The 25183-nt window shown below is 68.7% G+C and carries 28 protein-coding genes and 1 tRNA gene; 19 read left to right on the top strand and 10 right to left on the bottom strand.

Annotated elements, in window-relative coordinates:
* Window position 1 precedes the first annotated feature (1 nt).
* Genes OXR08_RS04445 through OXR08_RS04430 form a run of 4 tightly spaced genes read left to right on the top strand, consistent with a single transcriptional unit; the run spans window position 2 to window position 2489 of the window.
* Complete coding sequence (locus OXR08_RS04445; protein ID WP_267348007.1) at window positions 2-619, top strand: riboflavin synthase; 618 nt, start codon at window positions 2-4, stop codon at window positions 617-619.
* Entirely contained in the window at window positions 609-1754 is a 1146-nt protein-coding gene (ribB, locus tag OXR08_RS04440; RefSeq protein ID WP_235904063.1) for a 3,4-dihydroxy-2-butanone-4-phosphate synthase, read from the top strand. The genes OXR08_RS04445 and ribB overlap by 11 nt, the downstream gene beginning before the upstream one ends.
* Window positions 1754-2167 carry a 6,7-dimethyl-8-ribityllumazine synthase gene (ribH, locus tag OXR08_RS04435; RefSeq protein ID WP_267347996.1) on the top strand — a complete coding sequence of 138 codons (414 nt, stop codon included), beginning with the start codon at window positions 1754-1756 and terminating at the stop codon, window positions 2165-2167. Before ribB ends, ribH begins: the two co-directional genes overlap by 1 nt.
* Before the next feature lie 19 nt (window positions 2168-2186).
* On the top strand, window positions 2187-2489 hold the full coding sequence (locus OXR08_RS04430) for a hypothetical protein (protein WP_267347994.1): 303 nt from the start codon (window positions 2187-2189) through the stop codon (window positions 2487-2489).
* Window positions 2490-2581: 92 nt separating this feature from the next.
* On the opposite strand, the gene OXR08_RS04425 is transcribed toward OXR08_RS04430, so the two are convergent.
* The gene (locus tag OXR08_RS04425; protein WP_267347992.1) at window positions 2582-3673 is read right to left on the bottom strand and encodes an alkene reductase; all 1092 of its coding nucleotides are present in this window, start codon (window positions 3671-3673) and stop codon (window positions 2582-2584) included.
* A 53-nt stretch (window positions 3674-3726) separates the two neighbouring features.
* On the opposite strand from OXR08_RS04425, the gene OXR08_RS04420 reads away from it, so the two are divergent.
* Genes OXR08_RS04420 through OXR08_RS04395 form a run of 6 tightly spaced genes read left to right on the top strand, consistent with a single transcriptional unit; the run spans window position 3727 to window position 9706 of the window.
* Window positions 3727-4653 carry a DMT family transporter gene (locus OXR08_RS04420; RefSeq protein WP_267347990.1) on the top strand — a complete coding sequence of 309 codons (927 nt, stop codon included), beginning with the start codon at window positions 3727-3729 and terminating at the stop codon, window positions 4651-4653.
* Complete coding sequence (locus OXR08_RS04415; protein WP_112383780.1) at window positions 4650-5309, top strand: COQ9 family protein; 660 nt, start codon at window positions 4650-4652, stop codon at window positions 5307-5309. Before OXR08_RS04420 ends, OXR08_RS04415 begins: the two co-directional genes overlap by 4 nt.
* A gap of 53 nt (window positions 5310-5362) precedes the next feature.
* Window positions 5363-5680 carry a FeoA family protein gene (locus OXR08_RS04410; protein ID WP_240313646.1) on the top strand — a complete coding sequence of 106 codons (318 nt, stop codon included), beginning with the start codon at window positions 5363-5365 and terminating at the stop codon, window positions 5678-5680.
* A 4-nt stretch (window positions 5681-5684) separates the two neighbouring features.
* Window positions 5685-7535, top strand: coding sequence for a ferrous iron transporter B (locus OXR08_RS04405; protein WP_267347988.1), 1851 nt, complete (start codon window positions 5685-5687; stop codon window positions 7533-7535).
* Window positions 7536-7553: 18 nt separating this feature from the next.
* Complete coding sequence (gene ssb / locus OXR08_RS04400; protein WP_276589323.1) at window positions 7554-8138, top strand: single-stranded DNA-binding protein; 585 nt, start codon at window positions 7554-7556, stop codon at window positions 8136-8138.
* A gap of 47 nt (window positions 8139-8185) precedes the next feature.
* Entirely contained in the window at window positions 8186-9706 is a 1521-nt protein-coding gene (locus OXR08_RS04395) for a PAS domain-containing protein (RefSeq protein ID WP_149682664.1), read from the top strand.
* Here OXR08_RS04395 and OXR08_RS04390 read toward each other — a convergent pair.
* From OXR08_RS04390 to OXR08_RS04380, 3 genes are all read right to left on the bottom strand, one after another.
* A complete protein-coding gene (locus OXR08_RS04390) occupies window positions 9693-10112 on the bottom strand; it encodes a response regulator (protein ID WP_267347981.1) in 420 nt (139 codons plus the stop codon). The two genes, OXR08_RS04395 and OXR08_RS04390, sit on opposite strands and share 14 nt — an antisense overlap.
* Window positions 10113-10229: 117 nt before the next feature.
* The gene (gene metW / locus OXR08_RS04385) at window positions 10230-10820 is read right to left on the bottom strand and encodes a methionine biosynthesis protein MetW (protein WP_112383776.1); all 591 of its coding nucleotides are present in this window, start codon (window positions 10818-10820) and stop codon (window positions 10230-10232) included.
* Window positions 10817-11935 (bottom strand): homoserine O-acetyltransferase, encoded by a 1119-nt coding sequence (locus tag OXR08_RS04380; RefSeq protein ID WP_267347979.1) that lies wholly within the window; start codon window positions 11933-11935, stop codon window positions 10817-10819. Before OXR08_RS04380 ends, metW begins: the two co-directional genes overlap by 4 nt.
* A 61-nt stretch (window positions 11936-11996) precedes the next feature.
* On the opposite strand from OXR08_RS04380, the gene OXR08_RS04375 reads away from it, so the two are divergent.
* Window positions 11997-13091: a histidinol-phosphate transaminase gene (locus tag OXR08_RS04375; protein ID WP_267348031.1), complete on the top strand. Its 1095-nt coding sequence runs from the start codon at window positions 11997-11999 to the stop codon at window positions 13089-13091.
* Window positions 13091-14002: a prephenate/arogenate dehydrogenase family protein gene (locus tag OXR08_RS04370; RefSeq protein WP_112383774.1), complete on the top strand. Its 912-nt coding sequence runs from the start codon at window positions 13091-13093 to the stop codon at window positions 14000-14002. The genes OXR08_RS04375 and OXR08_RS04370 overlap by 1 nt, the downstream gene beginning before the upstream one ends.
* A 603-nt stretch (window positions 14003-14605) precedes the next feature.
* On the opposite strand, the gene OXR08_RS04365 is transcribed toward OXR08_RS04370, so the two are convergent.
* Genes OXR08_RS04365 through ftsE form a run of 4 tightly spaced genes read right to left on the bottom strand, consistent with a single transcriptional unit; the run spans window position 14606 to window position 17419 of the window.
* On the bottom strand, window positions 14606-15286 hold the full coding sequence (locus OXR08_RS04365) for a lysophospholipid acyltransferase family protein (protein WP_267348029.1): 681 nt from the start codon (window positions 15284-15286) through the stop codon (window positions 14606-14608).
* The gene (locus OXR08_RS04360; protein ID WP_112383772.1) at window positions 15283-15822 is read right to left on the bottom strand and encodes a YdcF family protein; all 540 of its coding nucleotides are present in this window, start codon (window positions 15820-15822) and stop codon (window positions 15283-15285) included. Before OXR08_RS04360 ends, OXR08_RS04365 begins: the two co-directional genes overlap by 4 nt.
* Entirely contained in the window at window positions 15819-16703 is an 885-nt protein-coding gene (locus OXR08_RS04355; protein WP_112383771.1) for an FtsX-like permease family protein, read from the bottom strand. The genes OXR08_RS04360 and OXR08_RS04355 overlap by 4 nt, the downstream gene beginning before the upstream one ends.
* The gene (gene ftsE / locus OXR08_RS04350; protein WP_112383770.1) at window positions 16700-17419 is read right to left on the bottom strand and encodes a cell division ATP-binding protein FtsE; all 720 of its coding nucleotides are present in this window, start codon (window positions 17417-17419) and stop codon (window positions 16700-16702) included. The genes OXR08_RS04355 and ftsE overlap by 4 nt, the downstream gene beginning before the upstream one ends.
* A gap of 161 nt (window positions 17420-17580) precedes the next feature.
* Between ftsE and OXR08_RS04345 the strand changes: the two genes are divergently transcribed.
* Entirely contained in the window at window positions 17581-18324 is a 744-nt protein-coding gene (locus tag OXR08_RS04345; RefSeq protein WP_267347973.1) for a zinc-ribbon domain-containing protein, read from the top strand.
* Window positions 18325-18416: 92 nt separating this feature from the next.
* Window positions 18417-18503 (top strand) — tRNA-Leu (locus tag OXR08_RS04340).
* A gap of 57 nt (window positions 18504-18560) precedes the next feature.
* Here OXR08_RS04340 and OXR08_RS04335 read toward each other — a convergent pair.
* The gene (locus OXR08_RS04335; RefSeq protein ID WP_112383801.1) at window positions 18561-19025 is read right to left on the bottom strand and encodes a MarR family winged helix-turn-helix transcriptional regulator; all 465 of its coding nucleotides are present in this window, start codon (window positions 19023-19025) and stop codon (window positions 18561-18563) included.
* 227 nt (window positions 19026-19252) lie between these two features.
* Here OXR08_RS04335 and OXR08_RS04330 point away from each other — a divergent pair, with 227 nt between their 5' ends.
* The 5 genes from OXR08_RS04330 to OXR08_RS04310 all read left to right on the top strand — a co-directional run bounded on the left by OXR08_RS04330 (window position 19253) and on the right by OXR08_RS04310 (window position 24521).
* Window positions 19253-19444, top strand: a complete 192-nt coding sequence (locus tag OXR08_RS04330; RefSeq protein ID WP_112383768.1) for a hypothetical protein — start codon at window positions 19253-19255, stop codon at window positions 19442-19444.
* Window positions 19445-19498: 54 nt separating this feature from the next.
* Window positions 19499-20563, top strand: a complete 1065-nt coding sequence (locus OXR08_RS04325; protein ID WP_267348027.1) for a type III polyketide synthase — start codon at window positions 19499-19501, stop codon at window positions 20561-20563.
* Entirely contained in the window at window positions 20560-21249 is a 690-nt protein-coding gene (locus OXR08_RS04320) for a methyltransferase domain-containing protein (protein WP_267347964.1), read from the top strand. The genes OXR08_RS04325 and OXR08_RS04320 overlap by 4 nt, the downstream gene beginning before the upstream one ends.
* Complete coding sequence (locus OXR08_RS04315; protein WP_267347962.1) at window positions 21228-22292, top strand: FAD-dependent monooxygenase; 1065 nt, start codon at window positions 21228-21230, stop codon at window positions 22290-22292. Before OXR08_RS04320 ends, OXR08_RS04315 begins: the two co-directional genes overlap by 22 nt.
* A gap of 90 nt (window positions 22293-22382) precedes the next feature.
* The gene (locus OXR08_RS04310) at window positions 22383-24521 is read left to right on the top strand and encodes a PBP1A family penicillin-binding protein (RefSeq protein ID WP_267347960.1); all 2139 of its coding nucleotides are present in this window, start codon (window positions 22383-22385) and stop codon (window positions 24519-24521) included.
* On the opposite strand, the gene OXR08_RS04305 is transcribed toward OXR08_RS04310, so the two are convergent.
* Window positions 24497-25165 (bottom strand): YgjP-like metallopeptidase domain-containing protein, encoded by a 669-nt coding sequence (locus OXR08_RS04305; protein WP_267347956.1) that lies wholly within the window; start codon window positions 25163-25165, stop codon window positions 24497-24499. The two genes, OXR08_RS04310 and OXR08_RS04305, sit on opposite strands and share 25 nt — an antisense overlap.
* Window positions 25166-25183: the final 18 nt, after the last annotated feature.

Here is a 25183-nt window from a genome sequence, read left to right as displayed (position 1 = left end):
TATGTTTACAGGCATCGTCACCGATATCGGTATCATCGACGCGGTCGAGTCGCGCGGCGACACGCGCGTCCGCATCTCCACCGCCTATGACATGGGCAGCGTCGATCTGGGCGCCTCGATCGCCTGTTCGGGCGTGTGCCTGACCGTGGTCGACAAGTCCGCGCCCGGCGCGCCGGGCTGGTTCGCGGTCGACGTCTCGGGCGAGACGATCAGCCGGACCGCGGCCGATCAGTGGACGAACGGCCGCCACCTGAACCTGGAACGTGCGATGAAGCTGGGCGACGAGCTGGGCGGGCATATCGTCACCGGCCATGTCGACGGGGTCGGCACCGTGGTGTCGGTGGCGGAGGAAGGCGGATCGCACCGCGTGTTCGTGCGCGTGCCGGCCGAACTGGCCCCCTTTGTCGCGACCAAGGGGTCGGTGACGATCGACGGCGTTTCCCTGACCGTGAACAGCGTCGAGGATGGAGCCGACGGCACGGTCGTCGGCCTGAACATCATTCCGCATACCGCCGCGGTGACCACGCTGGGCACGGTGGCCGAGGGGCAGGCGGTGAATGTCGAGATCGACGTACTTGCCCGCTATCTGCAACGCATGGAGCATTATCGTGGCCGCTAAGTCCGCAGAACTGGCGCGGTTGCGCCACGCCTTTCTGTCCAGCCCCGAAGAGATCATCGACGAGGCCCGCAACGGGCGGATGTTCATCCTGGTCGACGACGAGGACCGGGAGAATGAGGGCGATCTGGTCATCCCCGCGCAGATGGCGACGCCCGAAAAGGTGAACTTCATGGCGCGGCACGGCCGCGGGCTGATCTGCCTCGCCATGACCAAGGAGCGCGTCGACGCGCTCGGCCTGCCGCTGATGAGCCGCAACAACGGCACCCGGCACGAGACCGCCTTCACCGTCTCGATCGAGGCGCGCGAGGGGGTGACGACGGGGATTTCGGCGGCCGACCGTGCGCGGACCATCTCGGTCGCGATCGATGCGGCCAAGGGCGCGGGCGAGATCGTGACGCCGGGCCATGTCTTCCCGCTGGTCGCGCGGGACGGCGGCGTGCTGGTGCGCGCCGGTCATACCGAGGCGGCGGTGGACGTCGCGCGGCTGGCCGGCCTCAACCCCTCGGGTGTGATCTGCGAGATCATGAACGAGGACGGCACCATGTCGCGCATGGACGATCTGGTCGGCTTTGCGCAGCTCCACGGGCTCAAGATCGGCACGATCCGCGACCTGATCGCCTATCGCCGGCGCTACGACCATCTGGTCGAGTTGCAGTCGGAGGCCAAGTTCGTCAGCGAATGGGGCGGCGACTGGGTGGCGCGCGCCTATCGCAACAAGGCGACCGGGACCGAGCAGGTCGCGCTGGTCAAGGGGCGGCTGGACATCACGAAGCCGGTGCTGGTGCGCATGCACGCGCTGTCGCCCTTTGCCGACGTGTTCGGCGAATCGGGGTCGCGCGGGCATCTGCTGGCGCGTTCGATGGAGATCATCGCCGAGGAGGGTGCCGGTGTCGTCGTCGTCATCAACCGGCCGCGATCGGACGCATTCACCACCGCGGTGCGCCTGAAGGCGGGCGAGGAGGTGTCGATCGACATGGAGGAACTACGCGACTACGGCGTCGGCGCGATGATCCTGGCCGAACTGGGCGTGCAGGACATGGTGCTGCTGACCAACACCCATCACACGCTGGTCGGCCTCGACGGCTATGGCCTGTCGATCGTCGGCGAGCGTCGCATCGAAGAAGGAGACGCCTGATGGCGCATGTGCTGATCGTCGAGGCGCGGTTCTATACCCATCTGAACGACCTGCTGCTGGAGGGTGCGCGCGCCGCGATCGAGGCGGCGGGGCACACCCACGAGACGGTGACCGTGCCGGGCGCGCTGGAGGTGCCGGGCACGATCGCGCTGGCGGCGGAGCGTTATGACGCGTTCGTGGGCTTGGGCGTCGTGATCCGCGGGGAAACCTATCATTTCGAGATCGTCGCGGGCGAAAGCGCACGCGGGATCATGGCGCTGACCATGGACGGGCTGGCGATCGGCAACGGCATCCTGACCGTCGAGAACGAGGAGCAGGCGCTGGTCCGCGCCCGCCCCGACCAGAAGGACAAGGGCGGCGAGGCGGCAAAGGCGGCGCTGGCGATGCTGGACCTGAAGAGCCGCTTCGGGTGATGGTCCTCCGGTGACCGAGATGCCGCCGACCCGATTCCGCGTGATCGAGCGCGGACGGCGATTGGTGGTGATCGATACGCGTGCGGCCGGACCGGTGGCCGGGGCGGGGCCGCAGCGGACGCGGTTCGATGGCGGGGGCGAGGTGGTGACCGCTGCGCTGTATGATGACAAGGCGCCACGGACGCTGAGGCTGGACGCCACGCGGTTGCGGATCGTCGGATGGTGCCGGGCGGCGGCGTTCCTGATGCAGTGGTCGCCGGAAATGCACCGGCCGCTGCGGAGATGGGTAACGCGGTATCTGGACCGGGTGGAGCGGCTGTAACGCTGCTCCCTCTCCCCTTGGGGAGAGGGTCGGGGTGAGGGGGTGCCAAGCAGCGTTCCGCCTGTGGCGGCCCCTCACCCTTCCATCGGGTCTTACGCCGCCCTGGCCTCGTCCAGCGTCGGGTAGTCGATGTAACCCTCCGGCCCCTGGCTGTACCATGTCTTGATGTTGCTCTGGTTCAGCGGGGCGTCCTTGGCGAGGCGCTCGGGCAGGTCGGGGTTGGCCAGGAAGGTGCGGCCGAAGCTGATCGCATCCGCCGTGCCGGCGTCGATGGCGGCCTGCGCCTGTGCGGCGGTTTCATAGTCCGAGTTCAGCACCAGCGGCCCTGTGAACACGTCACGGATCTGTGGCGAGAGCTTGGGTACGTCGGTCTTGCCGAAGGTGCCGTCGGGGCCGGGTTCGCGCAGTTCCAGAAAGCCGATGCCGATCTCCGCCAGCGCCTGGGCGGCGGGGATGAAGACCGCGGCGGGGTTCGAGTCGTCCACGCCCTGGCTGTCGCCGTTGGGGGAGAGGCGGACGCTGGTGCGGTCGGCACCGGCGACGCCGGCGACGCGCTCCACGACTTCGCGCAGGAGGCGGATGCGGTTTTCCGGGGTGCCGCCGTAGCGGTCGTCGCGGAAATTGGCGTTGTCGCGCAGGAACTGGTCGATCAGATAGCCATTGGCGGCGTGGACCTGCACGCCGTCGAACCCGGCGGCGAGCGCGTTGGCGGTGGCGCGTGCATAGGTGTCGAGGAGGACGGGGATCTCGTCGAGCGTCAGCGGGCGCGCGGTCTCGAAATCCTGTTTGCCGTCATAGGTATGCGCCTGACCCGCGGTGGCGGTCGCCGAGGAAGAGACGGGCTGCTCTCCGATCACCGAGGAATGGACCTGCCGGCCCATGTGCCAGAGCTGCGCGACGATGCGGCCGCCGGCGTCGTGCACCGCCTTCGTCACCGGGCGCCACGCCTCGACCTGCTCGTCGGACCAAAGACCGGGGGCGAAGGGCCAGCCGAGCCCCTGGCGGCTGATCCCGGTCGCTTCCGAGATGATGAGGCCGGCACCGGCACGCTGTGCATAATATTCGGCCATGATCGGGGTCGGCACCGCCGCCTTGTCGGCGCGACCACGGGTGAGCGGCGCCATGAGGATGCGGTTGGGCGCGTGAATGGCGCCGAGATCGATGGCGTCGAACAGACTGGGCATTAGGCTTCCTTTTTCTTGCCTGACGACGGCGAGATAGGGAGCTAAGGGGAGCCATGCACGCAAGCGCACCCCCAAGAAAAACTGCGCCGGCCCAAACCCCGTTACCGGATGCGTCCCCGGCGGCGTTCGCCGCGGTGATCCTGGCCAACGTAGCGCTCGCCTTCGGGCCGTGGTTCGTGCGGCTGGCGGATACCGGGCCGGTGGCGGCGGCGTTCTGGCGGATCACGCTGGCCGCGCCCGTGCTGGTGGCGGCGGCATTCGTGGCCGGCGGCGGTGGCGTCGTGCGGGGGCGGCAACCCCCCTGGGGCCTGCTGGGCGTGCTGCTGCTGTCCGGCATCGCCTTTGCCGGCGATCTGGGAACGTGGCACCTGGGCATCCGGCAGACGACGCTGGCCAATGCCACGCTGTTCGGCAATTCGGCGACGCTGATCTTTCCGATCTACGGCTTTCTGGTGGCGCGGGCGTGGCCGACGCGCATGCAGGCGTTCGCGCTGCTGCTGGCGGCACTGGGCGGCGGGCTGCTGATGGGGCGGTCCTATCAGGCGGACCCGCGGCATCTGATCGGCGATCTGCTGTGTCTGGCGGCGGGCGTGCTGTATGCGGTCTACTTCATCCTGATGGCGCGGGTGCGGATGCGGGTGGCGCCGGTGCCGGCGCTGGCGATGTCGACGCTGGCGAGCATCGTGCCGCTGCTGCTCTATGCGCTGGTGCTGGGCGAGCGGATCTGGCCCGATCACTGGGGCGCGCTGATCGCGATGGCGCTGGTCAGCCAGGTGGTGGGGCAGGGGCTGATGATTTATGCGCTGGGCAAGTTGAGCCCGCTGGTGATCGGCATCGCGCTGCTCGTCCAGCCGATCGTGGCGGGCGCGATCGGGTGGATCATCTATGGCGAGCGGCTGGGCGGGCCCGATCTGCTGGGCGTGGCGTTGGTGGCGGCAGCACTGGTGCTGGTTCGCCGCAAGGGAAGGAGTGAGGCATGAGCGATGTCGTGGATATGACGCTGGACGAGGTTCGCGCCGCCCTTGCCCCCGGCATCGCCAGCAATGCGGCATTCGACGGCTGGACCGCCGCGGCGCTGGAGATGGCGGCGGATGCGGCGGACATTGACCGGGACGTGGCGCGGCTGGCGTTTGCGGGCGGGGCGGTGGCGATGATCGATGCGTGGTTCGACAGCGTGGACCGGGCGATGGTCGAGGCGCTGCCCGCCGCGACGGTCGCCACGATGAAGATCCGCCAGCGTATCCAGCAGCTTGTCGAGGCGCGGCTGGCGGTGCTGGCGCCCGAGCGCGAGGCGCTTCGCCGGGCATTGGCGGTGCTGGCCATGCCGCAGAACGTGGCGGCGGCCGCGCGGCTGGGGTGGCGATCGGTGGACACGATCTGGCGCCATGCCGGCGACACCGCGACCGATTACAATCATTATACCAAGCGTACGATCCTGCTGGGCGTGTACGGCGCGACGATCACCGTGTTCGTGGACGATGACAGCGAGGGCCATGCGGACACGCGCGCGTTCCTGGCGCGGCGGATCGATGGCATCATGCAGTTCGAGAAGCTGAAGGCGGGCGTGCTGCGCCGCGCGGAATATCGGCCGAGTCTTTCGCGCTTTATCGGCCGGCTGCGCTATCCGGCCGTGTAACTTCATCACCGCGGCTAATTGATAATCACTCGCAGGCGGTCTATGTAGGGGCCATGGCCACCGCACCGATGTTCGACTCCGCCGGGTTCAGCCTGATCTCGCTGCCGCGCCACCGCCCGGCAACGGTGGCCGCAATCGCATGGGAGCGACTGGCGCAGCCCGAGGCACGGCGTTTACGCGAGTTCGGGTTCGACGAGGGCGTCGATGTCGAGGTGCTTCATCGCAGTTTCCTGGGTGGCGGTCCGATCGCCTGTCGCATCGGACGGATGACGGTGGCGCTGCGCCGCCGCGTCGCCGCCGCGATCCAGGTAGCGCCGGTCGCGCAGGTCACGGCAGGCGAGTCCGCACCGGGCGACTCGGATCGTCGCTGACAGGATGCATGCACAACCGCTGGTCGCGCTGGTCGGCAATCCCAATGCCGGCAAGAGCGCGCTGTTCAACGCGCTGACCGGTGCCCGGCAGAAGGTCGGCAATTATCCGGGCGTGACGGTGGAGCGGCATTCGGGCCGTCTGGCGCTGGACGATGGCCGCCCGGTCGAACTGGTCGACCTGCCCGGCGCCTATAGCTTGGACCCGTCCTCCCCCGACGAGCGGGTGACGCGCGATGTGGTCACCGGGCGGCAGGCGGGGGAGCGGCGTCCCGACGCGCTGATCATCGTCGTCGACGCCGCCAATCTGGACAATCACCTGCGCTTCGCGCTGCAACTGATCGCGCTGGGCCTGCCGGTGGTGGTCGCGCTGAACATGGTCGACCTGGCCGAGCGCGACGGGCTGACGCTGGACCCCGACATCCTGTCGCGCGAACTGGGCGTCCCGGTGGTGCCGACGGTGGCGGTGCGGCGGCGCGGGATCGATGCGTTGCGCAGCCATGTCGGCGAGATGGTGGCGACGCGGCAGTCCCGCGATGCCGGGCCCGCCGAGGACATCAAGGCGCTGCAACGCCGCGCGCGCGAGATTGCGGGCCGGACCACGGTGTCGGAAACCGCCGGGCGACGCTGGACCCATGCGCTGGATGCGGTGGCGCTGCACCCGGTATCGGGACCGATCCTGCTGATCGGATTGCTGTTCATCATGTTCCAGGCGGTGTTCGCCTGGTCGGAGGCGCCGATCGGGTGGATCGAGGGCGCGTTCGCCGCGCTGGACGGGTGGATCGATGCGGTATTGCCCGACAGTTTCCTGCGATCGCTGCTGACCGATGGCCTGATCGCGGGTGTGGGCGCGGTGGTGGTCTTCCTGCCGCAGATCCTGATCCTGTTCCTGTTCATCCTGATCCTGGAAGCGTCGGGCTATATGGTGCGCGCGGCGTTCCTGATGGACCGGCTGATGGCGCATGTCGGCCTGTCGGGGCGGGCGTTCATCCCGCTCCTGTCCTCCTTTGCGTGCGCGGTGCCGGGGATCATGGCGACGCGGTCGATCGAGGACGAAAAGGACCGGCTGACCACGATGCTGATCGCGCCGCTGATGACCTGTTCGGCGCGGCTGCCGGTCTACACGATCATCATCGGGGCATTCATTCCGGACCGGCAGGTGGCGCCTTTGGTCGGTTTGCAGGGGCTGGTGCTGCTCGGCCTCTACGTCATGGGCATATTGGGCGCATTCGTCGCGGCGCTGGTGCTGCGCCGGACAGTGACCAAGGGCGAATCCTCCGGCTTCATGATGGAGATGCCGAAATATCAGTGGCCGCAGCTTCGCGACGTCGCCATCGGGCTGTGGAGCCGGTCGCTGATCTTTCTCAAGCGGGCCGGGACCACCATCGCGCTGACCACGGTGATCCTGTGGGCGCTTTTGTCCTTCCCCAAGCCGCCGGAGAATAGCGGCATCTCGCCGGTCGATTATTCGGTGGCGGGGCGGATCGCGAACGGGCTGGAGACGGTGGTCGCGCCGATCGGCTTCAACCGCGACATCGCGCTGGCACTGATCCCCGCGATGGCGGCGCGCGAAGTGGCGGTGGCGGCGATCGGCACCGTCTATGCCATCGACGACCCCGATGCCGAGGGCGGGCAGAAGGCGATCACCGAGAATCTGAAGAACCGGTGGACCCTGCCGACCGCGCTCGCCTTTCTGATGTGGTTCGTCTTTGCCCCCCAGTGCATTTCCACCATCGCTGTCACCCGGCGGGAGACGAACGGGTGGAAGTGGCCGGCGTTCATGGTTGGCTATTTGTTCGCCACGGCCTACATCATGGCCGGTATCACCTATTGGCTGGCGACGCTCGCCGGCCTGTAAGAGAAGTTTCGGGGCATCATGGCAGGCAGCGTCAACAAGGTCATTCTCGTCGGCAATCTGGGGCGCGACCCCGAAAGCCGCAGCTTCCAGAACGGCGGCAAGGTCGTGAACCTGCGCATCGCCACGTCGGAATCGTGGAAGGACCGCAATTCGGGCGAGCGCAAGGAAAAGACCGAATGGCATTCGGTCGCGATCTTCAACGAAGGGCTGGCCAACGTCGCCGAGCGGTTCCTGCGCAAGGGATCGAAGGTCTATATCGAGGGCCAGTTGCAGACGCGCAAATGGCAGGACCAGTCGGGCAATGAGCGGTATTCGACCGAGGTCGTGCTGCAGGGCTTCAACTCGGTCCTGACCATGCTCGACGGACCTGGCGGCGGGCAGGGCGGCGGTGGCCGCAGCGGCGGCGGCGACGACTGGGCCGGCGGCGGTGACGATTTCGGCGGCGGCTATGGCGGCGGCGGATCCTCGTCGGGCGGCGGCTTTGGCGGCGGATCGGGCGGTCAGCGCGGCGGCGGGGCGGCGGCCGGGAACGCCGGTGGTCGCGGCGGGTTCAGCCAGGGCGGCGGTTTCGCCGACGATCTGGATGACGACGTGCCGTTCTGATTCCGGTCGACATCTCTGTTTTTCGGCCGGCAAGGTAGCTTTATCGCATGACGAATAGCGACGATCCGACACCGGCCCGTGCCCGGATCGTCGATGCCTATGCCCCCGGCGGCGTCCGGGCGTCCGGCCTGCTGGACGACGTGACCGATTTCGCCGCCACGCTGTGCGCGGCACCGATGGCACTCGTCTCGCTGGTCGAGGAGGAAGACACCCGCTTCCTGGCGCAAAGCGGGGCGGACGGAATGGCGGCACCGTCGCGCAGCCTGTCCTTTTGCACCCATGCGATGGTGCAGGACGGTTTGACCGAGATCCGCGACGCGACGCTGGACCCCTGCTTTGCCGATCATCCCTTCGTCACCGGGGACATGCATCTGCGCTTCTATGCGGGCATGCCGCTCCGGTCGCGGGACGGCGTGGCGCTGGGCGCGTTGTGCGTGGTCGACCGGGAGCCGCGGCCCGAGGGGCTGACCGCGCTGCAACGGCAGGGGCTGACGGTGCTGGCCAGCCTGACCATGGCACGGCTGGAGGATCGGCGCACCACCGCCGAGCAGGAGGCGATCCGCGAGCGCGAGGCGGAAGCGCTGGCCGATAGCGAGCGGCGGTTCCGGACGCTTGCCGATGCGATGCCGCAGATGGTGTGGGCGACGCTGCCCGACGGCTATCACGACTATTACAATGCGCGCTGGTACGATTTTACCGGCACCCCCCGGGGTTCCACCGACGGCGAGGGGTGGAACGACATGTTCCATCCCGACGATCAGGATCGCGCCTGGGCGGTGTGGCGGCAAAGCCTGGCGACCGGCGACCCGTACCAGATCGAATATCGCCTGCGCCATTTCGACGGCACCTATCGCTGGGTGCTGGGGCGGGCGCTGCCGCTGCGCGATGCGGATGGCGCGATCACCCGCTGGTTCGGCACCTGCACCGACATCCACGAACAGAAGCTGGTGCAGGAAGAGCGCGAGATTATCAGCCAGGAGCTGAGCCACCGCATCAAGAACATCTTTGCGGTGATCTCGGGCCTGATCGGTTTCGCGGCGCGGGGCAATCCGCCGTTTGCGCCGCTGGCGGCCGACTTGCGCGACCGGATCACCGCGCTGGGCCGCGCGCACGACTTCGTCCGGCCGCACAGCAACGCGTCGCGCCCGCTGGCGCGGCAGGACAGTCTGCACGGCCTGCTCAACGACCTGTTCCTGCCCTATGCGCAGGAAAGCATGGAGCGGCTGCGCGTGACGGGCGACGATGTGCGGATCGACGATCGCTCGGCCACGCCGCTGGCGCTGCTGTTTCACGAGTTGGCGACGAACGCGAGCAAATATGGCGCGCTGTCGACCGATCATGGCAGCGTGACGGTGCGGATCGATCGCCGCGATGGCGGGGTGGTGCTGTGCTGGACCGAGACGAGCGGCCCGCGCGTCGACGCGGCACCCGCCTATGCCGGGTTCGGATCGCAACTAGTGGAGTTGAGTGCGGTGCGCCAGCTCGGCGGAACGGTGGCGCGCGACTGGCGGCCGGAGGGGCTGGTGGTGACGGTGGCGGTGCCGGAGGCGGCGTTCAGCCGTGGTTGAGCGTCAAGGGCATCAGGTCGGGCGTCTCGGTCGCATCCATCTTGCCGCCCGTTTCGCTGCACGCCTGGCTGCATAGGGCCGCGGCCGCGATAATCGCCTGCTCGCTGAAGGGCTTGCGAATATAGCCTAGCGCGCCGCCCGACTCGCCGATCTGCGCGGGGTTGGCGGTGACGAACACCACCTTGACGCCATATTCGGACGAAATGCGCCGGGCGATGGTGGGGCCGGTGGCGCCGTCGCGCAGGTTGACGTCGACAAAGGCGAAGCTGCACTGCGGCGCGGCCTCCATCGCGGTGGCGCTGTCCGCGGCGATCGCGGCGACGTGGTATCCCGCGTCGGTGAGGATGCGTTCGAGATCGAGGGCAACGAAGATCTCGTCCTCTACGATCAGTGCGGTTTTCGACATGCGGGCGTTCCAATATCGGGACGGGCAGGGTCGAAGGACCATGCCCGATACTCGGACAAGCCAATGCGCTGACCTATGTTCGGTTCCGTACTCATCTTGATTTAAATCAAGTTTAGTTCATCGCTGTAGCAGAAAGACCGCATGTTCCGCGCGCAGATTGGCCGCGGCGGCACTGGTCTGGCGGCTGCGCGACAGGAACCAGCTTCCCTCCACGGTCAGGCCGCGATCACGCAGAAAGGCGCGAAAGTCGTCGATGGTGACGTGGTGGATGTTGGGGGTGTCGTACCAGCGTTCGGGGAGGAGGTCGGTGACGGGCATGCGTCCGCCCCACATGAGCGACAGGCGGACGCGCCAATGGGCGAAGTTGGGGAAGCTGACAAAGGCGCGGCGGCCGATGCGCAGCAGGTGGTCGAGCACGACGTCCGGAGCGCGCGCGGTCTGCAGTGTCTGGCTGAGGATCGCATAGTCGAAGCTAGCGTCGGGGTAGCTGGCGAGGTCGGTGTCGGCATCGCCCTGCACCACCGCCAGCCCGCGGGCGACCGCGGCGGCGACGTTGGCGGGATCGATCTCCAGCCCGCGCGCGTCGCATCCCGCCTCGTCGCGCAGCGCCGCCATCAGCGCGCCGTCGCCGCAGCCGATATCGAGGATACGGCTGCCGCGGGCGACGTGGCGGGCGATGATCGACAGGTCGGGGCGCAGGTCGTTCATGGCTCGGCCCTCAGGAAACCGTCGATCACCCGGTTCATCTCGGGGGCCTCCAGCAGAAACGCGTCATGGCCGTAAGGGCTGGACAGTTCCACGAAGCTGACCGCGGAGCCGGCCGCGTTCAGCGCCTGGACGATGCCGCGCGAGGCGGCGGTGGGATACAGCCAGTCGGTGTCGAAGCTGACCACGCAGAAGCGCGCCCGCGTCTGGCGGAAGGCACCGGCGAGCAGGCCGCCATGTTCCTCGGCCAGGTCGAAATAATCGACCGCGCGGGTGATATAGAGATAGGAATTGGCGTCGAACCGGTCGACGAAGCTGATCCCCTGGTGGCGCAGATAGCTTTCCACCTGGAAATCGGCGTCGAAGCCGAAGCTTTTCGCCTCGCGCGCCTGAAGCTTGCGGCCGAACTTCTCGGTCAGGCCCGCTTCCGACAGATAGGTGATGTGCGCGGCCATGCGCGCCACCGCGAGACCGGCGGCGGGAGGGTCGTCATGCCCGTAATAGTCGCCGCCGCGCCAGCGGGGATCGGCCATCACCGCCTGGCGTCCGACCTCGTGAAAGGCGATGTTCTGCGCGGTGTGGCGCGCGGTGGTGGCGACGGCGACGACGGCGCGAACCCGCTCGGGAAAGGTGGCGGCCCAGCTGAGCGCCTGCATGCCGCCCATCGATCCGCCGACCACCGCCTGCAACTGTCCCACCCCCAGATGATCGAGCAGCAGGGCCTGCGCGCGCACCATGTCGCGAATGGTGATGACGGGAAAACTCATCCCCCAGGGCGCGTTCGTCGCGGGGTTGATCGTGGCGGGGCCCGACGAGCCCATGCAGCTGCCGATGACGTTGGAGCAGATGATGAAATGCCGGGTCGGGTCGATCGGCCTGCCGGGGCCGACGAGCCGCGTCCACCAGCCGGGCTTGCCGGTGCGCGGATGGACGCTGGCGACATGCTGGTCACCGGTCAGCGCATGGCAGATCAGGATCGCGTTGCTGCCTTGGGGATCGAGCGTGCCATAGGTTTCATAGGCGATCTCGACCGGCGACAGCAGCGCGCCGCCGTCCAGCCGCAGCGGGCCGGGCAGACGGACATGGCGGAGAAGGCCGAAGCGCGCGTCATCGGACATGGGACGGTTCGCTAGGCCGCCGGGGCTGGCGACGCAAGGCCCGCGCGGCTATGCCCCCGCCATGACCGCACCCGATCCCAAGGCCTGGGTAAAGGCCATCGCCCCCTATATCCCCGGCCGCTCCACGACCGATGACGGCCGCCGCGTCCACAAGCTGTCGTCCAACGAGAACCCGCTGGGCACCAGCCCCGATGCCAGGGCGGCCTTCGCGACCGCGGCCGATACGCTGGAGCGCTATCCCGACGCGACTGCAACCGCGCTGCGCGAGGCGATCGGCGAAGTGCACGGGCTGGAGCCGGCGCAGATCATCTATGGCACCGGATCGGACGAGATCCTGCATCTGGCGGCCGGTGCCTATGCGGGCGTGGGCGACGAGATCATCCATGTCCGCTACGGCTTTGCCGTGTACGAGATCGCGACGCGGCGCGTCGGCGCGACGCCGGTGGTGGTCCCCGACCGCGACTATGCGACCGATGTCGATGCGATCCTGGCCGCGGTGACCGAGCGGACGACGGTGGTGTTCGTCGCCAACCCGAACAATCCCACCGGCACCTTTGTCGGCGCCGACGAGATCGCGCGGCTGCATGCCGGCCTGCCGTCTCATGTCCTGCTCGTCCTCGACCAGGCCTATGCCGAATATCTGGAGGAGGGCGAGGACGATGGCGGCCTGGCGCTGGCGCGTACCGCGTCCAACGTGCTGGTGACGCGCACCTTTTCCAAGATCCACGGGCTGGCGGCCGAGCGTATCGGCTGGGGCTATGGCGCGCCCGCGATCATCGATGCGCTGCACCGCATCCGCGGCCCGTTCAACGTGACGATCGCCGGGCAGGCGGCCGCCGTCGCCGCGATCCGCGACACCGGTTTCGTGAAGGACACGCGCGCGCACAACACGCGCTGGCTGCGCTGGTTCGAGGAGCAGATCGCCGGCTTAGGCAATGCCGGCCTGCGCGCGGTACCGTCCAAGGGCAATTTCTCGATGGTGCTGTTCGAGGGCGCACTGACCGCCGAGCGCGCCTATCACGGGCTGATGGATGCGGGCTATATCGTCCGCTGGCTGCCCGGACAGGGGCTGGGGCATGGCCTGCGCATCACCATCGGGACCGAGGACGAGACGCGCGGCGTCGTCGCGGCCCTGCGCGAACTGGCCGGCGCCTGATGCTGCCTTTCGCGCGCGTGACGATCATCGGGCTGGGCCTGATCGGCTCGTCGATCGCGCGCGGGGTGAAGAAGGCGATGCCCGGCGCGGTCGTCACCGCCTATGACGCGGACCCGAGCGTGCGCGATACGGTGCACGCGCTGGGCATCGCGGACGATGTCGCCGATTCGGCGGGTGCGGCGGTGGTCGATGCCGATCTGGTCATCCTGTGCGTGCCGGTCGGGGCGATGGCGGCGGTGGCGGCGGAGATCGCCGAGGATTTGCCCGCCGACGCGGTGGTGAGCGATGTCGGCAGTTCCAAGGCCAGCGTCTTCGCCGCGCTGCGTGGTGCGCTGCCGGGTGCGACGATCGTGCCGGGGCATCCGGTGGCGGGCACCGAGCATAGCGGGCCGGAATCGGGTTTCGCGACGCTGTTCCAGGGGCGCTGGTGCATCCTGACGCCCGAGGACGGAGCGGAAAGCGCGCCCGTCATCCGCCTGCGCGCCTTTTGGGAGGCGCTGGGCGCGCAGGTCGAGCTGATGAGCCCCAAGCATCACGACCTGGTGCTGGCGGTGACCAGCCATGTGCCGCACCTGATCGCCTATTCGATCGTCGGCACCGCCTCGGACCTGGAAGAGGTGACGCGCAGCGAGGTGATCAAATATTCGGCGGGTGGCTTCCGCGATTTCACCCGCATCGCCGCGTCCGACCCGACGATGTGGCGCGACGTGTTTTTGAACAACCGGGAGGCGGTGCTGGAGATCCTGCAGCGGCTGACCGAGGATGTGACGATGCTGCAACGCGCGATCCGCTGGGGGGACGGGGATACGTTGTTCGACCTGTTCACGCGCACCCGCGCGATCCGCCGCGGGGTGATCGACCAGGGGCAGGACGATGCACGGCCTGATTTCGGCCGGGCGCACGGGGAGTAGGGTCGGGGGCTGCTTGAAATGCGTTGAGGCAGACGATCAGCCCTCTCGGCGATGAATTCACCGCAACAAAGCCACTCTTAGCCTGCCGCCGATGTCCGTCATGAGTGGAAAGTGGATCGGCCGCTTTGCTTGCTGTGACGTTCAATGCGGCGGGGAATCGCTGGGGCGGAACCCGAACCCTGTATGTCGATAGCTCTCCAGCTCCTTGCCGATGCAACGAACCGTGGGAGAGAGACCGTCTTCTTGCACCAATTCATCGGCTCTCAGTATAAACGTCGCACTAGGAAGATGGCGTTTGTTTCGAAGGTATTCACTTCTCATTGCTCCGCATTGTTTGGCGATGCGTTCGCTCGCCACAGCCGTGAGAAGCGGCTTTCCAGCCCGATCACTTGCACAGCCAGTCAGTGCAACGACTGACGCGAAAGCAATTCCGTACCAAGGCTTACGCAAAATCCTTCCTCGCCATTGGGCTTATCGATATGCCGGAAATTGGATGATCCGCTGCTATTGAGCAACCCGTTCCGGTTCGAGAGCCGCAAGAAATAGCGATTTGCGACGGTGCAGTAGCGCGTGGTCGGCTGAAGCGCATTGCAAAGGAAATGCTTAATCCAGCACGTTGATCGCGGCGTGGACGCGGGCCTCGATCTCGGCGCGGTCGAGGCCGGGGGGGATGACCTCGCCGAAGCGCAGCGTGATGACGCCGGGGCGCTTCAGACCCTTGCGCGGCCAGACCACGCCGCTGTCGGTGGCGACGGGGACGACGGGCAGCTTCAGCATGCGGTACAGGCCGGCAAAGCCGGGTTTCAGCGGCGGCTGCGCGCCCGGCGCAACGCGCGTACCCTCCGGAAAGATCAGGATGGCGCGGCCCACCGCCACGGCGGCGGCGGCATCGCGCATCATGCCGCGAAGGGCACGGGCCGACGCGTCGCGATCGACCACGATCGCGCCGTAGCGCCGCGCCGCCCAGCCCCAGATCGGCAGATCGGCCAGTTCCTGTTTCAGCACGATCGCGGGGCCATCGAGCAGGGCCTGCAAGGCCAGCGTCTCGAACATCGCCTGGTGCTTGGCGGGATAGAGGGCGGGGCCGGCGGGGCGCGTGCCCTCCACCCGGATGGTGATGCCGAGCAGCACGCGCGTCGCCCAGTTGTGGAACCGGGTCCAGCGCGTCGCGTGGTCGATCATCGCGGATTGCCCGATAAAGGCGGCGATGGGGGCGGAGGCCGCAAAGAACAGCGACACCGGATAGAAGATGCAGGCGAACACCAGATTGCGCAACGCGATCACGACCCGAACCCCACCCATAATGCGATCCGGCGCAGGATCAGCTTGTTGTATTCGTTGACCAAGGTCGCCAGCCGCGGGTCGCTGGTCGGCACGCCGTCGCCCAGCACCACGACACCGGGGCCGAGAGCTGCGATCAGCTCCATCTTCGCGCGCGGCAGGTGCCAGTCGGCGGTGACGAGCCGGATGCTGGCATAATGATGCGAGCGCACCCAGCGCACGGTTTCCTCCGCATTCGAGCGGGTATCGACGGCATCGGTGCCGAGATCGATGCAGCAGGTGAACAGTGCGCGCGGCGTCTTGTAGGTGCGGGCCAGATCGATCGGGCGGACGCCGGGGGCGACGCCCGTCACCAGCATCCGCCGCGCCTGACCCTCGCGCAGCAGCGCGATGCCGCGATCGATGCGGCCGGGGCCGCCGGTCGGCACGACGATCGCGTCGGTGGTGTTGCCCTCCAGCGGGGGGGGCAGCATCAGCATGAACGCGGCGAACCCCAGGCACCAGCCGATGCCGATCAGCCCGAGGAACCGGGCGATCACAGCGTGCGCCGCAACTGGGCGAGCACCGCGACCCGCGCCGCGAACGTGGCAAGCGCCACGAAGCCGAAGGGCAGCAGCGCCAGCACCAGCCATTGGGCGGGACCAAGCGTCACCGAGCCGAGCAGTTCGGAGCCGAGCGCCGCCATCTGCCCGCCGATCAGCAGGATGACGGCAAGGGCGCCCAGCCCGCCCGCCGCGCTGCCGATCCCGGCATCGATCGCGATCCGGCGCTGGAACAGCCGGGCGATCTGCACGTCGGTCGATCCCAATATGTGCATGACGCCGATGGTGGTGCGATGCGCCTCCAGTCCGGCGCGGGCGGCCAGCATCACCACCGCGCCCGTCGCCGCCATCATCAGCAGGACGACCAGCCCGGCCAGCCATGTCATCGACGACAGGAAACCGCTGACCGGCGTCATCCAGGTGGCGTGTTCCTCGACCTGAACGGTGGCGGGGGACACGGCGCGCACGACAGTCGCGACGCGCGCGACCGTGGCGGGATCGGTATCGACCAGATCGACATCGATCAGGGCGGGCACGGGCAGGCCGGCATCGGCGGCATCGGCACCCAGCCACGGCTTCAGCATGGCGGCGAGTTCCGCCTGCGGCACGCGTACGGTGCGCACCACCTCCTCGCGGTCGCCGAGCGCGGCGAGCACGCGGCGGGTAGTCGCCTCGCGCCGGGTCGGCTCGCCCTCCACCACCTGCACGGTCAGCCGGCCGGCCAGCTGGCGGTCGAGCGCGCGCGCGGCGCGGGCGGTGCCCAGGCCGCCGGCGGCGGCGAGCAGCGTCAGGAACAGCATGATCGCCATCACCCAGGTCATCGCCCGGATGCCGGGTGCCTCGTCCAGCACCCGCCGTTCGGTGCCCGCCCCGCTCATCCGCCGTCCTCCCCGTCGATGCGCACGGGGGGATGGCGCAGCGCGCCGGTGGGATCGAGCAGCCGGCCGCCCTCCAGCCGCATCATCTGGGCCGAGGGCAGGCGGTTCATCAGGTGCAGGTCGTGGGTGGCGACGACGACGGTGGTGCCCAGCTTGTGCAGCGAATCGAACAGGTGGAGCAGGCGTTCCGCCATGGCCGGGTCGACATTGCCGGTCGGCTCGTCCGCCACCAGTATCTCGGGACGGGCGATCACCGCGCGGGCGATGGCGACGCGCTGCTGCTCACCGCCCGACAGCGTGGCGGGGCGGGACTGGGCGCGTTCCGACAGGCCGATCCAGGCCAGCATCTCGCGCACCGGCTGGGCGATGCTCGCCTCCGACATGCCCGCGACGCGTAAAGGAAGCGCGATGTTGTCGGCGGCGCTGAGGTGCGGGACCAGTCGGAAGTCCTGGAACACCACGCCGATGCGGCGGCGGAAACCGGGCAGGCGCTCGCGCGGCATGATGACCGCATCCTCGCCGAACAGGCGGATGATGCCGCGGCTGGGGCGCTGGGCGAGGTAGAGGAGGCGCAGCAGCGAGGTCTTGCCGGCGCCGCTGGCCCCGGTCAGGAAATAGAAGCTGCCGGCGCGCAGCGTGAAGCTGAGATCGGCCAGCGTTTCCTCGCCCGCGCCGTAGCGCAGTCCGACATTCTCGAACTGGACGATGTTCGCCATGGCGCTCAAAGGGTCGCGATCGCTCGTGTCATGCCGTCGATCCGGCCTTGGCATGAGCGGGCCGACGCTTCAAGCTTGCCACATGACCGAGCGGCGTGCTTACTGAGGATCGGTTCAAAGGCCCGACGTTATCCGGGCCCCTTCGTGAAGCGCCAACCCGCATGATCCTGGAATGCCCCGAGTGCCGCACCCGCTATCTGGTGCCCGACAGCGCGATTGGGCATGACGGGCGCACGGTGCGCTGCGCCAATTGCCGGCACAGCTGGTTCCAGTCGCCGCCGGAATTGCCGCTCGAACCGCTGCCGGAGCCGGTGGTGTCGCTGGACAAGCCGGCGGACCGGGACCTGAGCGAATCGGATGGCGCGGGTGCCGCGGCGATGCCGCCCCTGCCCAGCTTCGTGTCCGCAGCCCCCCCGCCACCGCCGGTGGTGGAAGCGCCCGCCACCGAGACCTTCGACGCCTTTGCGCACCAGCCGCCGTTCCGCCAGCGCCGCAACAATGCGCGCCGCTGGACGATCGGCGCGGTGGCGGCCGGGCTGTTGATGCTGGTGGGGGTGATCGCGATCCTGTGGCTGGGTGCGCCGGGGATCGGCGCCAGCCTGGGGTTGGGGACGACCGAATCGCCGCTGCGGCTGCGCGACAATCCGATCGAGCGGCGCGAACTGGCCAATGGATCGGAGCTGTTCGCGGTCAGCGGCCAGATCACCAACCCGTCGAGCGACCGGCAGCGCGTGCCCGACATCCGTGCCGAGCTGAAGGATGCGCAGGGGCGGGTGGTGTTCAACTGGACGATCACCCCGCAGCAGCGCACGCTGGGCCCGGGCGCGGCGATCGACTTCAATTCGGCCAAGCTGGACGTGCCGCCCAATTCCAAGCGGCTGGAACTCAGCTTCGCCGGGGAATGAACAGTTTGCACGCGAAGCGTGTTGCAGGACGCAAAAGCCTCTGCTAGGGGCACCGGCCTACCAGCCACCGGCCAGCCCGGTGGATCAAGTGTGCGGTCGTGGCGGAATTGGTAGACGCGCAACGTTGAGGTCGTTGTGGCCGAAAGGCCGTGGAAGTTCGAGTCTTCTCGACCGCACCATCTTCCCATCCAGATGATGAACCGGCCTGCAGGGAATGCAGGCCAGTGTCGGCGGCATCATTGCCGCCGCGCGACATCCTCCAGATAGCGCGTCATCGCGGCGTGGCCGGTTTCGTTCAACGACACCTCGATACGGCGGCGGTCGGCGGGATCGATCACGCGGGTGATGAGGCCCAACTTGTCGAGATGCTCGATCCAGCGCTGCGAGGTGGTGACGGGGGCGTCGGCGGTGGATACCAGCGACTTGATGTTCAGGGTCTGGCGTCGGCGATAGGCGACGAAGAGCGACAGCAGCATGTCCCAGGCCGGTTCGTGGAACAGTTCGTCGGGCAGGAAATTGCGTCGTCGCTTGCGCTGGTCGATCAACCGGCCGGCGATGCGAATCAGCGTTTCCTCATCCGGCCCGTCCGTCTCGCGCGAGGCCGCCACCAGCGAGTCGGTGCGACGCCCGAATTCCTCGACAATGCCGGACAAGCGCGTCGCCAGTTCGTTGACCAGCCCGATAGCCGCTTCGTTGCTCACCCCTGACACCTCCAGCATGCTCCCACATGCCCGCCGAAATGGCGGTAGTTTGTTATTGATCTTATTACGTTATCTACAATGGCATGATGTCCCAAACAATCTTTTGGTTCCCTCGCCCACATGGGTGATCGCGCCGGCCGGGACGGGGCCTGCGTAACATATATGAGCGCATGGACATTGGCGCTGCATTATGTTTGATCAAGGTTAACTTGGGGAAGGGCGACGTCATGGATGCTCAGCGCGTATATGCGCTCCTGCAACAGGCCTGCATGCTGTTGGAGGATGCCGGGGATTTCCACATCGCCGCGCATGTCGGGCAGGCGATGGCGCTGGTCGAGGGGCGCTATGCGGTAGGGGGCGACCATCTGGCGGAACGCGACGGCGCACTTTCGCGATCGGACCCGGTGGAACACATCTGAACGCAAGGCACTCGCGCGGCGGTCGTGCGTTTCAAGGGTCTCCACGGCGTAAGGATCTTCGTGACTGCCTATTGCCACGCCATCGGCACCGCGGTGCCGGGCCATGATGTCCATGCCATGTATTGCGACTGGGCGACCGACCTGCTGGACCCCCGCGAGGCGCGCATCTTTGCGCGGATGGCGGCGCGTGCCGGGATCGAGCATCGCTTCTCCGTGCTGCCGCCGCGCCCGGATGGCGGGCCGCAGATCGGCGATGGCGGCTTCTACGACAAGGCGCCACTCCCCGGCACGGCCGCGCGCATGGCCATCTATGCCGAGGCCGCACCGCAGCTTGCCGCCGCCGCCGTGGCGGCGTGCGCCGCGCAGGCCGATCTGGGCGGCATCACCCATCTGGTGGTCGCAAGCTGCACCGGCTTCGTGGCGCCGGGGATCGACCAGATCCTGGCGCGGCGGCTTGGCCTGTCGCCCTCGGTCGAGCGGCTGCTGATCGGGTTCATGGGCTGTTACGCCGCGGTGACGGCGCTGCGCACCGCACGGCATATCGTGCGGTCGGAGCCGCAGGCGCGGGTGCTGGTCATCACCGTGGAGCTGTGCACGCTGCATCTGCAGGCGACGCCGGAGGTGGGCGCGCTGATGGGCCAGTTGCAGTTCGGCGACGGTGCGGCGGCGGCGCTGGTGACGGGCGAGCCGGGCGGGCTGGAACTGGAGGCGGGGGTGTCGCTCGCCCTGCCGGAAAGCGCCGAGCTGATCCGCTGGGACATCACCGACCGCGGCTTTGCCATGCACCTGTCGGGCGAGGTGCCGGGGCGGCTGGCGGAGGCGCTGGGCGCGGCGGAGACGCGGGCCGCGCTGTCGGGTGATGGCGGACCGATCGAGGGATGGGCGGTCCATGCCGGCGGGCGGTCGATCCTGGATGCGGTGGAGCGGGCGATGGCACTGGATGCCGGAGCGCTGGCGTCGTCGCGGGCGGTGCTGCGCGAGAAGGGGAACATGTCGTCGGCGACGTTGATGTTCGTGCTGGCGCGGATGATGCGCGAGGCGCCGATCGAGCGTGGGCTGGCGCTGGCCTTCGGACCCGGCCTGGCGGCGGAGGGCCTGCGCTTCCGGAGCGCGGCGTGAGCCTTGCCACCCGCGCCCCCGGTCCGGAGCTGATGGATGCCGAGGACCTGGACCCCGGCACATACCGCGCGGTGCTGCACGATCTGGCGCGGGTGAACACGGTGACGATGGCGCGGCGGCCGACGCTGCGGTTTCTCGATTCGGTGATGCGGGGGCGGTCGACGCTCCGGCTGCTCGATGTCGGGTTCGGCGACGGCGATATGCTGCGCAGCATTGCAGGCTGGGCAAAGGCGCGGGGCATCGTCGCGCAACTGGTCGGGATCGATCTCAATCCCAACAGTGCCGGCATCGCTGCGGCGCAGACCGGGCGCGACATGCCGATCGATTACCGCACCGGCGACTATGCCACGCTGGCGGGGCAGGAGTGGGACGTGATCGCCTCCAGCCTGGTCGCGCATCATATGAGCGAGGCGGAGTTGATCGCCTTTTTGCGCTTCATGGAACAGGAGGCGCGGGTCGGCTGGTTCGTCAACGACCTGCACCGGCACCGCTTCGCCCATGTCGGCTATCCGCTGCTCGCCCGGGCGGCACGGTGGCATCCGATCGTGCGGCATGACGGCCGCCTGTCGATCGCGCGCAGCTTCCGCCCGGCCGAATGGCGCGACTTGCTGGCGGCGGCGAACATCAGCGCGGCGAAGATCGAGCGCCGCTTCCCCTTTCGGTTATGCGTCGCACGCCGGCGCTGATCGTCGGCGGCGGGCCGGCGGGTGCGGCGGCGGCGATCACGCTGGCGCGTGCCGGTACGCCGCATCTGCTGGTCGAGCGGCAGCGCGTGATCGGCGATGCGCTGTGCGGCGGCTTTCTGAGCTGGCGGACGGTGGCGCAGGTGCGGGCGCTGGGCGTGGAGCCGGGCGGCCACCGGGTCACCCGGTTGCGCATGATAACGCCGCGCGCGGTAAGCGAGGCGGCGTTGCCGGAACCCGCCATCGGCCTGTCGCGCCACCGGCTCGACACCATCCTGTTGACGCAGGCCGAGGCGGTGGGCGCGCGGATCGAGCGCGGCGTGAGCGTGCGCGCGGTGGAGCAGGACGGCGTGCGGCTGGCCGGGGGCGATGTGCTGTCGCCGGATGCGCTGTTCCTGGCGACCGGCAAGCACGACCTGCGCGGAACGCCAGAGCGGGGCGATGCGGGCGAGGACCCGGCGCTGGGCTTGCGCGTGCGGCTGGCGGCGGCACCGGGCCTGTCCGCCCTGGTGGACGACGCGATCGAACTGCATCTGTTCGACCGTGGCTATGCCGGGCTGGTCTTGCAGGAGGATGGCAGCGCCAATCTGTGCATGGCGGTCCGCCGGTCGCGCCTGCGCGCGGCGGGGACCGCGGCGGCACTGCTTGCCGAACTGGGGCGGGAGGTACCGCGGCTGGCCGAGCGGCTGGCGTTCATGGCGGGCGGGTCGCACGTCGATGCAGTGGCCAATGTGCCCTATGGCTGGCGGGCGGCTCCGGCCGCGCTGTTCCGGCTGGGGGATCAGGCCGGCGTGATCCCGTCGCTGGCCGGGGAAGGCATGGGGATCGCGCTCGCCAGCGGCGTGTCGGCGGCGCAAAGCTATATCGCCGGGGGCGCGGCCGCGGCGCCCGACTGGCAGCGCGCGTTCACCCGGCGGATCGGGATGCCGATCGCGGTCGCCGGTGGCGTCCGGGCGCTGGCGGAGGGGTGGGCACGCGGCGCGCTCCCCCGGCTGGCGCATCCGGCGCTGGTGCGGCTGATCGCGCGGGCGACGCGGGTGGCGTGATCGTGCGCCGGACCGCATGGAGGCAGCGGCAGGCCGCACGCAAAGCTTGCTTGTGATGGCGCGCGAAGCCGGGTATTTCGCGCATCCTTCATGGCTCGCGCGCGTTCTTCCCGCTCACGTCCCCGTTCGCCCTGGCGGCGCCGGATCGTCGTTTCCCTCCAGATCCTGATCGGCCTGGCCGTGCTGGCGCTCGGCGCGCTGCTGATCGCGGTGTATGTCGCGCGGTCGCAACTGCCGAGTTTCGAGGAGCTGAAATCCTCGCCCAACGGCCAGATGATCCGCGTCCATGCGTCCGACGGCACGGTGATCGTATCGCTCGGGCCGAGTTACGGCGAATGGCTGTCCTATGGCCGCATCCCCGCGGTGATGCGCGATGCCACCGTGGCGGTGGAGGATCGCCGTTTCCGTCAGCATCCCGGCGTCGATCCGATCGGCATCGTGCGCTCCGTGATGGTCCGGTATGAACGCGGCCGGTGGGTGCAGGGCGGCTCCACGATCACGCAACAGCTTGCGCGCAACATCTTCCTGAACAACCAGAAGAAGTTCGGCCGCAAGTTTCGCGAATGGATCCTGGCGCTGGCGCTGGAGCGCAAGTTCAGCAAGGATCAGGTCCTCGAACTCTACCTGAACAAGGTCTATTATGGCGGCGGTGCGTATGGCATCGACGCGGCCTCCCGCAAATTCTTCGGCCACGGCGCGGACACGCTGAGCCTGTCGGAGGCGGCGGTGATCGCCGGGCTGGTCAAGGCGCCGTCCAACTATTCGCCGACCGCCGATGCCGAGGCGGCGGTGGGCCGCGCGGGCGTGGTGATCGACCAGATGGTGCGCAACGGCTTCATCACCGCGGCCGAAGCGGCGGAGGCCGAGCCGAAATCGCTGCACCTGGCGCCCGAGCCCAAGCAGAACAGCGTCCGCTACTTCACCGATTGGGCCTTGCCGCAACTCGATACGCTGATCGACGAGACGCAGGCCCCGCTGGAGGTGTGGACGACGCTGGACCTGGGGATGCAGCGCGCCGCCGATGCGGCGATCCGGCAGCAGGCGCCGGCCGGTACGCAAGGGGCGCTGGTCAGCCTGGACCGTGACGGCGCGGTGCGCGCGATGGTCGGCGGCAAGGATTACGTATCCACCAACTACAACCGTGCGACGCAGGCGGTCCGCCAGCCGGGCTCCGCGTTCAAGCTGTTCGTCTATCTTGCCGCGCTGGAGGCGGGCCACAAGCCCGAGGATACCGTGGTGGACGAGCCGGTGACGATCGACGGTTGGAGCCCGCGCAACGATTCGCGGCGCAATTCGGGGCAGGTGTCGCTTCGCACCGCCTTTGCCTATTCGCTGAACACGGTGGCGGCCAAGCTGGGCCAGGAGGTCGGCTTCACCACGGTGGCCGACATGGCGCGCCGCTTCGGCATCACCACGCCGGTCAACACGCATCCGTCGATGGTGCTGGGCACGTCGGACGTGCGCCTGATCGACATGACGCGCGCTTTTGCCTCGGTGGCGAACAAGGGCGTGGCGGTGGCCCCCTATGGCATCACCCGCGTGACCACCAACGGGCAGGAAATCTATCGCCACGAGGTGGATCGCAGCCATGTGCTGGTCGCCCCTTATGTCGCGGCCGAGATGACCGACCTGCTGCAGACCGCGGTCAACACCGGCACGGGACGTGCGGCACAGATCGGGCGGCCGGTGGCGGGCAAGACGGGCACGACGAGCAGCATGAAGGATGGCTGGTTCGTCGGTTTCGCCAGCGGGCTGACCACGGGCGTGTGGATGGGACGCGACAATGCGCGACCGGTCGCCGGCCTGCACGGCGGCACCGCGCCGGCGCGTGCCTTTGCGCAATATATGAAGGTGGCGACCGCCAGCCGGCCGATCGAGCAGTTCGAGACGCAGGTGACGCTCCCCGAATGGCAGCTGGAGCCGGACGAGGAGAGCTATTTCGGCGCCCCCGACAACGGCACGGCGGCGGTGGATGCCGATGGCAATCCGATCGCCCCGGCGGTGCCGGGTGACGGCTATGACGACGATCAGGCGCCGGTGGACGTGCGCCGCGGCAGCGACGAGGACGGGCCGCCGGTGCAGGCCGCACCGCCGCAGCGGCTGGATCAGGACTGGCTGGACCGCGTCACCGGGCGCGATGGCCCGCGCGAACCGTCACGCCCGCGCCCGGCGCCGCGCGAGGGGCTGGCGCCGCCGCGCTTCGATCAGGACGACCGGCCGACCCAGTGAAGCGCCGCGCCATGCCGCCGCAACCAGGCGGTGGCGGGCGCGGGGTCCTCGCCCAGCAAGGCCGCGACAAGGGCGTGGAAGGCAGGCGCGTGGTTCATGTGGACGCGGTGCGCCACCTCGTGCGCCACCGTCGCGCGGCGGACGAAATCGGGCGCTAGGATCAGCCGCCAGCTATAGCGGATCGCACCGTGCGAGGCGCAGCTTCCCCAGCGGGCCTTGGCATCGCCGATCGCGACGCGGGTGACGGTGACGCCGGCCTTTGCCGCGAACTCGGCGGTTTCCTGCGTCAACAAGTCGAGCGCCTGGCGGTGCAGCCACAAGGCGACGCGGCGGGGCAGCGTGTCGACCGGGCCGGAGGCGTGCAGCACGTCGCCCTCGCGCCGGAGCAGGCGGCTGCGCCCCTCGGTCCAGCGGATGGTGAGTTCGGTGTCGCCGAAGGGGATGGTCGCATCGGGCGCGAAGGGGCGCGGGGCGGGCAGGGCGGCGCGCTGCGCGGCGATCCATTCCCCCTTGCCCTGCGCCCAGGCGAGCGCTGGTTTGAGCGCGGCGCGCCTGGGGATGACGAGGCGGGTGGTGCCGGTGGCGGGGTCGATCACCAGCCGGATCCGCCGCGCGGTGGGGTGGCGGATGACCTGGTCGATCATATCGGGACCGATATCCCT

Source organism: Sphingomonas sp. GM_Shp_2, assembly GCF_026540875.1.
In the GTDB taxonomy this organism is placed as follows: Bacteria; Pseudomonadota; Alphaproteobacteria; order Sphingomonadales; family Sphingomonadaceae; genus Sphingomonas; species Sphingomonas carotinifaciens.
This window is presented reverse-complemented; position numbering and strand designations above follow the sequence as displayed.